Annotated in this window: 10 protein-coding genes; 3 read left to right on the top strand and 7 right to left on the bottom strand. The window is 40.4% G+C overall.

Annotated features, from left to right (window positions below):
• The first annotated feature begins 256 nt into the window (after positions 1 to 256).
• On the top strand, positions 257 to 1330 hold the full coding sequence (locus ACWIB3_RS04885) for a DUF3667 domain-containing protein (protein ID WP_313258907.1): 1074 nt from the start codon (positions 257 to 259) through the stop codon (positions 1328 to 1330).
• Positions 1331 to 1413: 83 nt separating this feature from the next.
• Here the strand turns inward: ACWIB3_RS04885 and ACWIB3_RS04880 are convergent, their stop codons facing one another.
• From ACWIB3_RS04880 to ACWIB3_RS04850, 7 genes are all read right to left on the bottom strand, one after another.
• On the bottom strand, positions 1414 to 2562 hold the full coding sequence (locus ACWIB3_RS04880; protein WP_454291048.1) for an Sb-PDE family phosphodiesterase: 1149 nt from the start codon (positions 2560 to 2562) through the stop codon (positions 1414 to 1416).
• A 762-nt stretch (positions 2563 to 3324) separates the two neighbouring features.
• Positions 3325 to 3792, bottom strand: coding sequence for a DsrE family protein (locus tag ACWIB3_RS04875; protein ID WP_185217245.1), 468 nt, complete (start codon positions 3790 to 3792; stop codon positions 3325 to 3327).
• 5 nt (positions 3793 to 3797) lie between these two features.
• Entirely contained in the window at positions 3798 to 4373 is a 576-nt protein-coding gene (locus tag ACWIB3_RS04870) for a TlpA family protein disulfide reductase (protein ID WP_185213608.1), read from the bottom strand.
• Between the two features lie 17 nt (positions 4374 to 4390).
• Positions 4391 to 5479: an efflux RND transporter periplasmic adaptor subunit gene (locus ACWIB3_RS04865; RefSeq protein ID WP_185213607.1), complete on the bottom strand. Its 1089-nt coding sequence runs from the start codon at positions 5477 to 5479 to the stop codon at positions 4391 to 4393.
• A gap of 3 nt (positions 5480 to 5482) precedes the next feature.
• On the bottom strand, positions 5483 to 8638 hold the full coding sequence (locus ACWIB3_RS04860) for an efflux RND transporter permease subunit (protein ID WP_185213606.1): 3156 nt from the start codon (positions 8636 to 8638) through the stop codon (positions 5483 to 5485).
• 8 nt (positions 8639 to 8646) lie between these two features.
• On the bottom strand, positions 8647 to 10002 hold the full coding sequence (locus ACWIB3_RS04855; protein WP_185217248.1) for a TolC family protein: 1356 nt from the start codon (positions 10000 to 10002) through the stop codon (positions 8647 to 8649).
• A 136-nt stretch (positions 10003 to 10138) separates the two neighbouring features.
• Positions 10139 to 10540: a hypothetical protein gene (locus ACWIB3_RS04850; protein WP_185217249.1), complete on the bottom strand. Its 402-nt coding sequence runs from the start codon at positions 10538 to 10540 to the stop codon at positions 10139 to 10141.
• Positions 10541 to 10645: 105 nt separating this feature from the next.
• On the opposite strand from ACWIB3_RS04850, the gene ACWIB3_RS04845 reads away from it, so the two are divergent.
• Both ACWIB3_RS04845 and ACWIB3_RS04840 read left to right on the top strand, forming a co-directional pair.
• On the top strand, positions 10646 to 11833 hold the full coding sequence (locus tag ACWIB3_RS04845; RefSeq protein WP_454291047.1) for a FecR family protein: 1188 nt from the start codon (positions 10646 to 10648) through the stop codon (positions 11831 to 11833).
• A gap of 172 nt (positions 11834 to 12005) precedes the next feature.
• Positions 12006 to 15497 carry a TonB-dependent receptor gene (locus ACWIB3_RS04840; RefSeq protein ID WP_454291046.1) on the top strand — a complete coding sequence of 1164 codons (3492 nt, stop codon included), beginning with the start codon at positions 12006 to 12008 and terminating at the stop codon, positions 15495 to 15497.
• The last annotated feature ends 3 nt before the right edge of the window (positions 15498 to 15500 follow it).

The following is a 15500-nucleotide window of genomic DNA, read 5'->3' as shown; positions in this document are numbered from 1 at the left end:
TTAAGCCAATATTAACGAATATGCATATTGATGTTTTTGTGTAAAGGAATTGTAAAATATACATTAAGACAAGGCTTCAGTACGCAGTGTAATGTTAAATATTTATTCAATTACTTTCTATTTTTTATTAATTAGAAAAATTAAACAAGAACCCTAGCGTTCATACAAGGCCTACATGGTTAATATTTTTTGTCGGATTAAAGCCTTAGTTTTTTAATAATATTTAATATTTTGCATTAAAATACTAACCAAATTAATGAGCCACGGAAAACTACGTGAAGAAAAAAACTGCTTAAACTGCGGTCACTTCGTCGAGGAAAGGTTCTGCCCCCATTGCGGACAGGAAAACACGGAAAACAGACAGCCTTTTCATTATCTCTTTACCCACTTTTTTGAAGACTTCACCCACTATGATGGTCAGTTCTGGAAAACCATGAAGTATCTTTTGTTCTTTCCAGGAAAGCTGACCAAAATCTACCTTTCCGGTAAAAGGCAAGGATATGTGCCCCCTGTCAAACTGTATATCTTCATTTCCTTTGTAACCTTCTTTATTGCGTCTTTCGTAGGCACTAACAATCATGCTGACAATTCAGGAAATGTTTCCCTGGATTCCTTGCAAAAGGAAATCCTACGGAAGGAACTAAATCAGGATCTTTTGGCCAATGGAAGCATTGGGGTTTTAGATTCTGCGGAATTAAATTCAAAAATAGACCAAGTATTTAATCTGGATAGCTTACAGCATGAAGATGATGCCGATTTAAGCAACACAAAGCTGTTCAGTTTTAATTCCTTAGCTGAATACGACTCCATCTCCCAAGTAAATCCATCCATAATCAGAAAGATTTTCAGGCCTTATGTGAATAAATATTTTGAACTGAAGGACCATCAGGTTCCATTGAATGATATAGTACAGAGCTTTGTGACTGTTTTTATGCATACCTTCCCGAAAGCCTTATTCTTCTACCTGCCAATATTTGCAATGATCCTGTACCTCTTCCATGACAAGAAAAAATGGTGGTATTACGACCATGGCGTATTTACCCTACATTATTTTTCTTTCTTGCTCATGATCGCTACCTTATTCCTGATCATGAACCTGATTGAACCGAGCCTTCACGCCTATGCCTGGTTCAACCATCTTTCCACATGGATTTACGGCATTGCCATGATATATGCAGGCCTGTATTTCTTTATCGCACATCACCGTTTCTATGCGACTAGGAAAAGAAGGAGTATTCTGATAGGAATATTAGTATTCATTGTCAATTCATTTGCTTTTTCAATCCTATTGATGATCTTGGTAAGCATTTCTCTGCTGCTGATCCATTAATCCAAAATACGATCTTTAACAAAAACCGCCCACAGAATTTCTGGGGCGGTTTTTTAATATTAACTTGTTGGTTGTATGCTTATTTATTTAAGATTGACTTCAAACTGCAAATGTTTGTCACTTCTGATATAAGTGGAAATAATTTCATAGGACAGTCTGGATTGGCCATCTTCGGCAGTCAAGATTTGAGTGGATTCTGGATAAAGGACCAATCGCTTTGTTCCCTTTCCTTCTTTTAGTTCCAATTCAAAGTATAGGTCACTATTGTTCTTGATTTCATAATATCTGGTCTTCACTTTTGTTTTGCCATTGATTTTTTCATGATAGGATGCTGAGACCGAAACACAGGCATTCACTAATTCCCTAACATGTTCTTCCTTTCCAAAAAGATAGTTACTTGACCAAACTACGGTACGCCCTGCTTCCAAAGCTTCACGTATTCCAGCTGCTGAACGGTCTTTTGACATGACCAATGTCATAGTTCTATGAACCCCTGGTTTTTCCATATCATAATCATGGGCAATCAGGTTATGGATATCTGTATTTCCAATAATGGTCAGATTTCGGTCCAATGCCCAGTCAAACGCTTTTTTATGGAATCCAAGTCCATTAACCACTTCGATGCCATGCAGCTTTTTCTCTTGGTACATCTTTTCCACAAAATCGATCCATTCATAAGAGCCAGGTATGTTATTTACCTGCCAACCAGGATGGTTCCAGAAGATAAAGGCTTTCTGGGCATAAACCTTATCGATCGCTTCTTGGTCCAGGCTTGCATTATTATCGGAAACTAAGGTATTGGCATCTTGAATAAATAGCGCATTGAAATGGCCTGGAGGAGTTTGACGGGTAATTTCAGTACCTTTCACCAAAAGGATATTGTTTTCTTTTGCTAGTTCTACGGCTAAATCATGGGAACGGTTATGGTCTACCTTCACATCCGCACTGTGCGGGTTATATTCCATGTGTTCGGTATATGAAATAGCGTCCAATCCTTCACGCCAAGCTTCCTGAACACGGACATTAGGCCAAACATGACCATCGGTAAAGACCGTATGCATATGAAAATCACATTTCAAAACCTGGAAACCATTGACATTGGGAATATTTAAGTTCTTGCGTTTGACTGGATATGCAAACTCCGATAATTCCATAATGCCGTTATCAGTTTGGCCTTGTGTAACAACTACTGAAAGAAGCAATGCTCCCAAAAGAGTAGATTTGATTTTCATAGTTTAATCAGCTTAAGTTATGGTCACGAAAATAGCAAAGCTTTATTAAGTGAATATTAACATTGTGTTGTCGATTAATTAAGAAAATAAAAGTGTTTTACATTTTTTTCTATCACTTTTTTAAGGAAATTTGAATGAGCCGACCTGCATTTCGTTTGAGAATTCTTGTTGGGTTTTGGATTGACCTTATTCGAGACACATTCCGAATTTTCCGAATATGTCTCGAATGAGACCAAAAGAATGTTCGAAAAATATCCATCATAATTTGTAGAATTTTAGTGGGATTAAAGGGATGGATTGGTTGAACCAGGATTAAAAGGATAAGAGGATAGACCAAGAACTGGGAAGGAACCAGGATGAAAAGGATGAGAGGATGAAACAAGATTAAAGCACCAAAAGAAAATTTCTTTAGCACACTGCTATTCTGAACGATCAGTGAGGAATCTATTTACTGTTTTTGAAGATCATGTCATCCTGCACCTTCGGTACAGGAACTGTTAGCTATATTGAACCAGGATGAAAGGGATGAAAGGATAGACCAAGATCTGGGAAACAATGGCGTACAATTCTTCAATCTTCGATTGAAGATGACAGGCTGTTTGGGAGGACCACCGTACAGATTCCTCACTATTCGTTCAGAATTGGAAGTTAGCTAGTATTCTTTTAGAATTGTAAATCTTGGCCTATCCTCCAATCCTTTCCATCCTGATTCAAAAAAAGCAACCCAGAAAGGGTTGCTTTTTTTATTATCTGCTAAGATCTTTAAGGCTTGATCACTGTCCAGCCCTCATTATTTAAGATCACGAGTTCTCCATTGCCACTTGGGGTGTATCCAATAAAGTCAAAGAGTTCGTCCTTTTTATACCCTCTTTCTTCAAGAGAATTCAGGCATTGAACCACCCGTACTCCTTTTTCAATAAGTCCCAAGAGCTGTTCTTCGTATTGATTGTCTTTGCGCATTACTTCCGTACCTCCGGAAAAGGTCACCAGTTCGACTTCCAGTTTGCCACTTAAACGTGGATCTTTGAGAAGGTTATTGATGTTTCTGAACGCTTTCTTTACGATATCAGGATTATCGGTATCCAATTGATACACGGCTTTATATTGCTCTTTTTGAGTATCTGCACCTGTATATTGTTGATTTTTTGCGATCAGTTCTTCACGTGATTGCGCGAAGGCATCATCTGCATGTAATCCAGCGAGTAGCACCATAATTATTATGTATTTCATTGATATTATCTTTCGTTTTCTTTTGTAAGGTCGATTAATCCTTGTTTAAGTTTCTCGGACTTGAAATCCATCATACCGACCTGCTTGCCGATAATGTCTCCATTTTTGGCTAGGATTACAGTCATTGGAATGGAATTGGACATTAACTCCTCTGGGAGTTCCGACCCAACGGTGTACAAGGGCAAGGTATATTTGTTCTTGGCCATAAATTTGGCCGCCTTATCAATATCCTGATCTACTTCAATGGCCATAAAGACGATATCCTTTTCAGATTTCAATTCCTCATGCAATTTTTGCAGGGAAGGCATTTCTGCAATGCATGGCGGACACCATGTTGCCCAGAAGTTCATGACAACAACCTTTCCCTTAAGATCGCTCAATGCAACAGTTTCACCGTTGATATTGGTAAAACTTGCTTTCAGGTCATTTTGTTTGCCGACCATTTTCGCTTCTTGGACTTCTTCTGTGTTATCAACTTGAACCGTTGAATCAGCAGAACCTTCCTTTTTAGTCCCGGAACTACATCCAACTGCCAATAGAGCCAACATAGAGATTCCCAAAATCATTTGCTTCGTTTTCATATTTAAATTTGCTTAGATTATTTTATTATTTGAACTATTTGTCCAGAATTAATTTCTTCTGAACCCTTTTCAATGATCTGATCTGTTGGTTTTAGATCACCAAACACTTCCATCATCTTATCTTGAGCTTGACCTAAAACCACAGGAACGCGTTCTACCTTGTTTCCATCAGCAAGTTTAAGGACAAATATTCCTGACTGGGAATTCACCACAGAAGATTGGGGTACAAATACCGTAGGTCTTTTTCGCTTAAGGTTTAATTGGACATCCGTATAATCACCGCCATTCAAGGCCCTGCTCTTATTCGGCACATCAAATTCTAAGGCCAAGGACCTAGAAACAGGATCTATTACCAAAGCATTCCTTTTCAACTGGGCAGTAAATACCGTATCAGGTTTGCTCAGCACCTTGAATCTTGCCACGGTACTGTCTGAGATAGACTGCGCATGTAATTCAGGCACGACCACCTTTAACTTTAAATTATTGTTATCTACCAATTTAAAGAATGGCATTCCCGTATCGCCCATCAATGCACCTACGGAAAAGTTCCTTTGGGTAATCACACCGGAGAATGGAGCCCTTACGACCAAATACTCACGCATTTGGTTTGATTTCTTGTAAGAGAAGTTACTCTCTTCCAATGCGGCGCTATCCCTCAACATCGAACCATAGGCTTGCTCGTATTCAAGGTCTGAAACAGCGCCTGAACTTTGGTTCTTTACCTTTTTCAAGCGATCGAACCGGCTTTTGCTGACTTCGAAATTTGCACTCAATTGCTGGGATTTAGCTCGGTCCGCTGTGGATTGGATATCCATTTCAGGAGCTTCCAAAACCGCAAGGATCTGACCTTTGCTCACTTGATCGCCCACATCAACATTGATCTTTCGGACAAAGCCTTTGATCTTTGCAAAGACATCCACCGATTCATAGGGATGCAATTCAGCTGGCAACTTCAAGCTGTACGAAGGTTGTTGTTCGATGGGTTGGGTAACCTTAACCGAAACCGTATTATTGGATGGACCCTCCTTTTTAGTATCTGCCTCTTTGCTGTTTGCCTGGCAACCAGCTAATAATAAGACAAGTCCGAATATGCTAAGTTTTTTCATGGTTTATTTCTCTAAATAAAATTTACTGTTTGAATCATCAGGATCCAATGAAGGTGATCCATAAGATGCTTTGTTCATGATAAGACTGAAAATCAATGGAATAATCAATAAGATAGTTAAGGTAGAGCTAAGCAGCCCACCAATAACAGCTTGACCTAATGGAGCAACCTGTTCACCACCATCTCCCATTCCCAATGCCATTGGCGTCATTCCCGCAAGCATGGCCAGGGCGGTCATCAGAATAGGACGGAACCTAGATTTGGCAGCTAATAATGCAGATCGAGAAGCTGTTAGATTCAGTTTCTTTCTATACCATTCTGCTTGATTGATCAACAAGACCGCATTGGAAACCGACACACCGATGGACATAATGATACCCATATAGGATTGTAGGTTCAAGGTACTTCCAGAGATCCAGATCATAATGGAAGACCCGGCAATCACTGCAGGAACTACAGAAAGGATAACCAGACTTACACGAACAGATTGGTAATAAGCCGACATCATAAAGAAGATGACGACAATGGCAATGGATAGTCCTGAAAGTAATCCAGCCAAGGTGTCCTCTAATAAAGTTAGGTTACCTTCTTTCCAGATTCGGGTACCGCGTGGAGCCTCTCCTACCTTTTCCAAGGATTCATTGACCGCTTTGTTGGCAGCACCAAGGTCTTTTTCATGGATGTCTGCAATAATGCTCACATACCTATTTGGTCCTCTACGGTTTACCTGTGCGGGAACCTCATTGGCGGTAATAGTTGCAATATCTTCCAATAAAGGCGTTGATGAGCCAGCTTTAACCGGAATAGACCTCAAATCTTGAAGCGTCTGGATCATATTTTCAGGTACCTGAACCTGCACTTGGAAAACCAAACCTGATTTAGGATCCACCCATAGGTTCTTATCCGTAAATCGGGTCGATGAAGTTGTTGCAGCCAAGTTTCGGGAAACTTCCTGAACCGTTAGACCAAATTCCGCTAACCTTCTGCGATCAATCTTGATATCAATGGTTGGATAATGTAAGGGTTCGGCTAGCTGCACATCCTTTAAGAAAGGATAGTTTGCCAATTCCTTTTTAATTTTTTCGGCAAAAGCTTCGGCGTTCTTCAATTGCGCAGAGCTTACTTTCACCTCCACCGGAGTCATGGACCCCTGTCCAATAATTTTTTCCATCAGTTCGATCGGTTCGAAATTTATCCTTGCTTCTGGATATTTCTCCTTGACATGGTTCCGAACAAACTCCTTGAACTGATCTGTTTTCATCCCTAATTTCTTCTTGTCCAAGGAGAATTGCATGACAGCCTCTCCAGTTGAACTCGTAAACAAGAAAATAGGGTTGATTGGATTTGCTGATGGATGCATACCGACAAAAGAAGATGAAATCTTCAGACTGTTTTCAGGCAACTCGGCAACTATACTTTTGGTCATCGATTTTACCGCCTCTTCCGTACGCTCCAATCTGGTACCATCAGGCATGCGCAGCCTGACTTGAAAGTCACCGCCTTCTGATTTGGGCATGATATCCGTACCTAAGATATTCACGGCTCCAAAAACTAACAACAGAGCTACCGCAACATATAGAACGGAAATCAATTTTGATTTCGCAAAATACGAGCGCAATCTATATACGTATTTCACCCCTACTTTGTCCACAAAAGAACGTTTATATTTCCCAGCATGATGCTTCTTGGTCTTCATGATCCAATTGGCCATGATGGGCACGAAGGTTTGGGAAGATATAAAAGAAGCGATCATGGCAAAGGCTACGGCCATGGACAATGGCATAAACATATCTCGCGGTATCCCTTCCATCATAAATGCTGGGGTCAGTACTGCCAAAATACTGAGTAGGATCAGCAATTTTGGAGCTGATATTTCTAACAGAGCATCCAGAATGGCCCGTGATTTTTTCTTCCCTAGCTCCATGTGCTGATGGATATTCTCAATGGTCACCGTGGCCTCGTCGACGAGAATACCGATAGAAAGTGCCAATCCCGAAAGGGTCATGATATTGATACTCTGCCCCATCATATGCAGGGTAATCACAGCAGTAATAATGGCAATCGGAATCGTCAGGATTACAATAAGGGCACCCCTTGGATCTCGAAGGAAGAGAAATACCATCAAGCCCGTCAATAAGGCTCCCAAAGCACCTTCAAAAATCAAATTGGAAAGTGACCGGGAGATATAAACAGATTGGTCGAAGGCATAGGTAATCTTCACCCCTTCAGGAAGAAGGCTTTCCAACATGGGCAAAGCTTTCTTCAGGTTATCTACCGCATCTAAAGTGGATGCATCGGGCTTTTTGATAATCGGTAGGTATACCGATCGTTTTCCATTGATGATGGCATAACCTACGGTTTGATCCGCCGCATCCATGACGGTTGCCACGTCTCCGATCAATATGGTTCGTCCATTCAAAGATTTAATAGGCGTCTGTAAAAACTCATCCACTCCATTGGAAATAGAATTAATAGGCGCCATCAGGTTCTTATCGCCGATCCGTACATTTCCTGCGGGTGAAGGCATGGAGTTTTTAGTGACAGCAAGGGTCACTTCCTCTGGACTCAAGCCATGGGCTTTCATCTTCTGGGGATCAATATTGACCACCAAGCTTCGCATATTACCACCGAAAGGTGCAGGAGCCGTTATCCCCGGGATATTCACGAACATTGGCCGTACTTTCGTAACTGCCATGGTCTGAAGTTCGGTGACCGAATGTTGATCTGAGTCGAATACCAATTGACCAACCGGCAGTGAACTACCATCGAAGCGTACAACCATGGGAGGTACCGCTCCGGAAGGCAGGAAACCCATTGCCCTAGAAACCTGCATACTGATTTCTGCAGATGCCTGGGACATATCCGTTCCGGGATAGAAGGTCAATTTCATTAAGGAAAGACCCTGTACACTTTTGAAATCCAGCTCTTTGACACCGTTTACAAAGAGTAGTACTTTCTGGAATTCATTGGCCATAAAGCCATCCATATAGGCCGGTGAAAGTCCACCGTAAGGCATGGCAATGTACATGGCTGGAGATTCGATCTCCGGAAATATATCGACTTTAATCTTTTTGATAACCGGCCATGAAAAATAGGCAATCGCGAAGATGACCATGATGATGGCGATCGGTTTTCTTAAAGCAAAACGTATTAAATTCATAGTATTCTTTAAAAGTGAGTAAACAACTGACTGAAATCCGCTTGTTGATAGCTTTTATTGACCATCAGGTTCCAGTAATTCAAATAAGCCGTCAGGTTCTGTCTTTCTGTCTGAAGCAGGATTTCCTGAACTTGCAAGAGCTCCGAAAGGTTTATTAATCCACCTTCATAGCGTGCCTTATAGAGCTGATAGGCATCTTCTGCCTGTTGTCTACTGATATTTGATTCTTCAATGCCCTCAGCAGCCGCTGATATTTCGGCATTCAGCTGATTGAGGTTGCTGCTTATTTCATTCTGTAGCAGTTCCTGTTCATATAGATTGTTCTGAAGTTTTATGTTGAATTGCTTCTTATCCGATTTGGATCTAAACATATCCTGAAGATTCCAGGTTACACCAACACCTACAAAATAATTATTGGCAAAATCATTATAGATTTCACTGTAGTTGGCATTCACATATCCATTGGCTGTAATACCTGAGCTCCTATTGGCCAATCCTCCCAATAACATCACTCGAGGAAAAAGTTCTTTTCCCTGTTTTTTTTCCAAGAGGGTCAATGATTCCTCTTCTTTCTTTTTCATCATCAGCAATGGATGTTCAACCGCATTGGTTTGTTGACTCCCTATTACCTGTAAAAAAGCTTCCGGACTGGAATTTCCGACACTTACTACCTCTTCGTTGGTAAATTCTTTCAACAAGATCTTGGCGCCATTTAATTTCCCTTGGATTTGAAGCAAGTTACTTTCTACATTCTTTAGCGATGAGGTAGCCAATAAGGTATCTGCTCCAGGAACAATTCCTGCACGCGCAAGGCCTTTGGTAATCTCCAAAATAGACTGATAGCGTTCGCTATGTTTTTTGTACCAATCATCCATTACCTGGAAAAACAGGAATTCGATATAGCGTCTGCTCAACTTTTGTTGGACGTTGTAAGAGAAATCCTGTTCTTTCAGTTTGGAATAGTCAACCTTGGTACTGGATATGTCCTTGTCAAGCGCTTTTCTTCCGAAGTTGATCAAATCCCAGTTCATACTACCGGAAAGGAAATGATTAAAGGTGGCGGAAGCTCCATCCAATTGATTAGGACCGGAAATATTCATAATTCCGGGTAGCGGAAGAAAAGCACCTGAAGTCCCTTCTACGGAGCTAAACCCTTGTTGGAATTGCGCTTGAACTTGCGGTTTGTATTTTATCTGTTGGGCAATACTATCCTGTTTTGCCAATAGGATCTGTTGTTTCTGAACTTCAAATCCTTTGTAATAATTCCTTGTTTTGTCCCAGAGATCTTGCAGGTTTTGGGCATGGCTATCCATGGCAAAAAACATCCCCAGCAGGATCAATAGGCTATTTAATTTTAAACCCATATTAAATATTAAAATTTGAATTGATTGAATGGCTTGGCCATGCCACTGCACAGAAAATTTAGGAAAGGACAAGACAGTCCATTTCCAGGCCAACATACATTTGTCAGAATGACAAACAGATGTCAGGATAGCAATTCTATAAGTTTAATCGACGGAATTGAAGGAATAGGTCATTGGAATTTGTCTTTTGGGAATTCCAATGGTAGTTTTTTACTTCTTTCCTAGGCAGGAAAGAAAAAAGGATTAAGGCAAGGCTAAACAAAGCAAATACAGCGGGCTGTACTTGAAAATCTTTAACCACGAGATCATGAGCTTTGATTTGCTCATTCGCAACGCTACAATCTACCGTTTCGTAGTCAATCCAAGAATCAGGCTTTGCTGATTTGTTGCTTCTGCTTTCAGTTTTGGTATCCTGATACAGATTTTGCTTGATTGATGCCTTAATCGGACAGGAGGTTAATACAAACAGCAATACTATCCCTAATACCTTAGCGATAAGGGGGAATTGCTGATTGAACCCGATTGTTGTGTTAAGCATAGGTGCAAAGTTATGGCTTCTGGGAGGAAATAAAAAATATTTTAAAAAAGTTACTAAGGTTTGACCTAGATGTTCGTTTTAGCTCCAACGACCATTATAAACAAAATGAAAACTTCCAGAGAAGTAGCTGCATTAATCAAAAAATACATTGAGGGGAATATCAGTTCGCTTGAGAGTGTCCGATTAGACCAATGGATAAAGGAAAAGCCAGAACATGAAGCATTCTTCAAAAAACTATTGACCGATGATGAATTGTTTGAGGATGCTTTGGTATGGGTAAACCTAAACCAATCAGACCATGCAGAATGGCTGGAAGACATGAAGTCCGATACCTTACAAAAAATCAGGAATGCCGAAGCAAAACCTATCCGTTATAAGAAACGGACCTGGTTGTATTATGCTGCCGCCATTGTCCTGATGCTGGGAATAGGATATTCTTTTTATCATTATCGTACGCCTGATTTTACAGAAATCGATGCAGAACTATCGTCCGTATTACCAGGTTCCAATAAAGCAGAATTAAAGTTATCTGATGGAAGGACGATAAACCTACGAAGTGACAAAGATGGGATAGTAATAGACCAGGATTTGGAATATTCTGATGGCACCCCACTCCTTGCTGTAGATAAAAAAGACCTCAGCAAGATCATGGCGACGATCAATGTTCCTAAAGGAGGTAAATATCAGATTGTATTGCCAGATGGCAGCAAGGTATGGTTAAACTCCATGTCCAAATTGGAATATCCTTTGGCATTTGAGCCAAATCGAAGGACGGTAAAACTTGAAGGTGAAGGTTATTTTGAAGTTGCGAAGCTGAACAAGAACAACAAAAGAGTCCCCTTTGAGGTAATCAGTAGTGCGCAGACCATTGAAGTAACGGGAACACAATTCAATGTTTCGGCATACCCAGATGAGGCCCAAACCATTTCTACCTTGGTAGAAGGTTCCATCAATATCCATTCCGCCTCTGGCAAAGTAAGCCTGACGCCCAATCAACAAGCGATCAATACAGCAAGTGGTCTAAGCAAAAGAACGGTGGATGTTGAGAGCTTTATTGCCTGGAAGAACAATAAATTCATGTTCTATGAAACGGAGTTGAGGGATGTGATGAAAGGCTTGAGCCGCTGGTATGACATACAGGTGGAGTACCAAGGAAATATCCCTGCTACCTATTTCTATGGAGAAATCGGTCGGGACAAAAACTTGGCTGAGGTCATTCGCTTGATTGAGAAGAGTGGCGTGAAATTCAAATTGAAACAAAAAGGAAGTACTTATAAACTAATCATCATTTAATAAACTAAACAAATTATGAAAAGAAACCATTACACAATTCCCATTTAGGGTGATCATCATAAAAAACCGAACATGGTCTCTCACACCAATGTTCGGCTATAAATGAGGATCTCAAGAATACAGTAAACTGATAGTAAACCTTAATCATTTAAAATCCTAATTGTACAAAAATATGATTTTTATACAACAATTTGATTATGGCAGTAGGTCTGCCATACCTAAATTAAAACACTGGGTATTGACCATGAAATTAACCTTTTTATTGACTGTCCTAAGTGTAGTTCAAGTATATGCGAGCAGCTATGCACAGCATGTCAGCATAAAAGCAAAGAACTCACCATTGGTTCAAGTAATGCAATCCATTCAGAAACAGAGTGGCATTCCATTTTTCTTGAACGGCAAAGACATTGCAAATACCAAGATCAATGCAGACATCAAGGATGAAAAACTTGAAACGGCCTTGACGAATCTATTTACCGGGAAACCTATTTCCTGGGAATTGGTTGATGGCACGATCATCCTACGTCGATCAGAAAAACCAACCTTAGGAAACCAAGTTTCTACGGCAGAAAACAGATCCGCCCAACAGAGACGCATCAGCGGAAAGGTAAGCGATGAGTCTGGAAATGCTATTCAAGGTGCCTCCGTAGTCGTAAAAGGCAGCAACAACGGCACATCGACGGATGCAAACGGAAACTTCTCCTTAGAGGTTAATGGTAACAATATAACCTTGATCGTGAGCTACATAGGTTTCTTGAAATCAGAAGTTAGTATTGGCAATCAACAGAACATCAATATCATCCTAAAAGAAGAATTAGGTGACTTAGATGAGATTGTGGTTGTTGGATATGGTACCCAAAAGAAGAAATTGACTACAGGAGCAACCATTGAGGTAAAAGGAGAAGATCTTGAGAAATTAAGCACCCCAAGTATCTTGGAGGCCCTACAAAGTCAATCTCCGGGAGTGCAGATTACCCAAAGTTCAGGGATGCCGGGTGAAAGCTTCAAAGTAACGATCCGCGGTCTAGGAACCATTGGTAACTCAAGCCCTTTATATGTCATTGACGGAATTGCCGGTGGAGACATCAATATGCTGAACCCTTCGGATATTGAGCGTATCGACGTATTAAAAGACGCTGCCTCTGCAGCCATTTATGGAGCAAGAGCTGCAAATGGGGTTGTTTTGGTCACTACCAAGCAAGGTAAGGATGGAAAAATGTCCTTGCATATTGATAACTATTTAGGTTTCCAAAATGCCTATAAACTGCCTTCCCTATTAACAGCAAAAGAATATATGACGATCCAAGATGAACGTCGCTTTAATGAGGGTGGAGCTCCTTATGACTGGGCAAACCTTATTCCTAAACAATATCAACAAATTCAAGATGGAACCTGGAATGGCACCAACTGGATGAAAGAGATCCATAATGACAATGCTATTTTACAGAATACATCCTTAAACCTCATGGGAGGAAATGAACAGTCAAAATTCTCTATGGGATATTCCATAACCAATCGTGAAGGGATCATTGGAAAACCAGTTCAACCTGATTTCCAAAGACATACCGTTCGGATTAATTCAGACCATATCCTATTGAAAAATGATGAATTCAATATCATCAAAATTGGAGAGAACATTAATTACGGTTACAACAACCGCTCAGGAATCGGTATTGGTAACATCTATTGGAATGACGTTCATAACATGCTTGTAGGCAATCCATTATTGCCTGCATTCAATGAAAATGGGGGATATTATGATCAACCGAGCAAAGTAGCAGATAAATGGGCATTGGATGGAGCTATTTCCAACCCTATGGCGGAGATGGTCTTCCGTAGAGGTCAGAATAAAGCAAAAAGCCATAGCTTATTTGCCAATGCCTATATAGAGGTCCAGCCTATCAAGAACTTGATATTCAAGTCAAATTTTGGATATAGAATGAGTGCATCGACCTACAGGCAATATACGGATGTTTATAACCTATCTACCACGGTTCAAAATGCGGTAGATGACATCAGTCAGAACCAATCTGTAGGATATAATTGGGTTTTAGAAAACACTTTAAGCTACCATTTTGAACCGATTACAGGTCATCAATTTGATGTTGTAGCCGGTCAATCCATGGAGAAAAGTGGTATTGGGGAAGACCTAAGTGTATCGACCTCTAACTCCTCATTCCCTGGCCAATGGGATAAAGCATGGGTCAGCAATGGACAAGGATACGATGGATTTATTCCAACCGTGAATGGTGTTCATTGGCCAATGGGTTCCATTGCCTCTGTTTTTGGACGTATCAACTACAACTACAATGAGACCTATATGGCTACTTTAACCCTAAGAGCGGATGGTTCATCTAATTTCGCTCCTGGAAAGCGTTGGGGATATTTCCCATCGGCATCTGTGGGTTGGGTAGTGAGCAATGAAGATTTCCTAAAAGGAAATGAAAGCATCAATTTCTTCAAATTGAGAGCAAGCTGGGGACAAAATGGTAATGCAAGCATTTCACCGTTTCAATACTTGGCTACCATTGCCATTAACAATAAAAACGGCTATTACTTTGGCAATAACATGAATACGCTTCTTCGCGGAGCATATCCAGATATTCTTCCTAATCCAGATGTGAGTTGGGAAACTTCCGAACAGATCAACGTAGGTTTAGATTCCAGGTTTGTAGACAACAAATTATCGGTAGTCTTCGATTGGTATAAAAAATCAACGGTGGATTGGTTAGTTCAAGCTCCGGTACTAGCGATCTATGGAACCTCTGCCCCATTTATCAATGGTGGTGACATCGTTAACAAAGGATTTGAACTTGGATTGAACTGGTCAGATAGAAATGATAATTTCAATTATAGCATCGGATTGAATGGTGCCTATAACAAAAATGAAGTTGTTCGTATCGCCAATTCAGAAGGAATTATCCACGGTGAAGAAAATGTACTGAGTCAAGGAACAAAAGAGATGTACCGTGCTCAAGTCGGTTTTCCAATAGGCTATTTCTATGGATTCAAGACTGATGGTATCTTCCAAAACCAAGATCAGATTGATGCATGGCGTGCTGCTGGAAAAGGCGTATTACCTACCGCACAACCTGGCGATGTGGCTTTTGTTGATGCAAACATGGACGGTGCAATTACTGATGAGGATAAAATGATGATCGGTAACCCACATCCTGACTTTAGTGGTGGTATGAACATCAGCTTGGGTTACAAGGGATTTGATTTGGGCATTACTGCTCATGGTTCATTTGGACATCAGATTGCAAAATCTTACCGTTCATTTGCTGACAGTCCATTACAGAACTATACGACTGAGATTTTTGAAAGATGGCATGGAGAAGGAACCTCCAACAAATTACCACGCTTAACCAGTGGTAGCCATACCAATAACCAATATATTTCTGATATCTATATCGAAGATGCCGATTTTGTGAAGATCCAAAACATTACTGTAGGCTATGATTTCTCCAAATTATGGAATAAATCACCATTCAGCCAGATCCGTTTATATGGAACGGTTCAGAACCTGTATACATTTACCAAATACAGCGGAATGGATCCAGAAATTGGTTATGGATATGATAAATCATGGGTTACTGGAATTGATTTAGGATTCTATCCACAGCCTAGAACTATAATGTTTGGTTTAAACCTTAAATTTTAATTG

The sequence above is a fragment of the Sphingobacterium sp. NPDC055431 genome (assembly GCF_053644255.1).
The sequence above is the reverse complement of the archived record's forward strand: the minus strand, read 5'-3'. Positions and strand labels throughout refer to the sequence as shown.

Coding starts and splice junctions, on each gene's coding strand:
- ACWIB3_RS04885 (WP_313258907.1), top strand. CDS start 257: ATGAGCCACGGAAAACTACGTGAAGAAAAAAACTGCTTAAACTGCGGT.
- ACWIB3_RS04880 (WP_454291048.1), bottom strand. CDS start 2,562: ATGAAAATCAAATCTACTCTTTTGGGAGCATTGCTTCTTTCAGTAGTT.
- ACWIB3_RS04875 (WP_185217245.1), bottom strand. CDS start 3,792: ATGAAATACATAATAATTATGGTGCTACTCGCTGGATTACATGCAGAT.
- ACWIB3_RS04870 (WP_185213608.1), bottom strand. CDS start 4,373: ATGAAAACGAAGCAAATGATTTTGGGAATCTCTATGTTGGCTCTATTG.
- ACWIB3_RS04865 (WP_185213607.1), bottom strand. CDS start 5,479: ATGAAAAAACTTAGCATATTCGGACTTGTCTTATTATTAGCTGGTTGC.
- ACWIB3_RS04860 (WP_185213606.1), bottom strand. CDS start 8,638: ATGAATTTAATACGTTTTGCTTTAAGAAAACCGATCGCCATCATCATG.
- ACWIB3_RS04855 (WP_185217248.1), bottom strand. CDS start 10,002: ATGGGTTTAAAATTAAATAGCCTATTGATCCTGCTGGGGATGTTTTTT.
- ACWIB3_RS04850 (WP_185217249.1), bottom strand. CDS start 10,540: ATGCTTAACACAACAATCGGGTTCAATCAGCAATTCCCCCTTATCGCT.
- ACWIB3_RS04845 (WP_454291047.1), top strand. CDS start 10,646: ATGAAAACTTCCAGAGAAGTAGCTGCATTAATCAAAAAATACATTGAG.
- ACWIB3_RS04840 (WP_454291046.1), top strand. CDS start 12,006: ATGATTTTTATACAACAATTTGATTATGGCAGTAGGTCTGCCATACCT.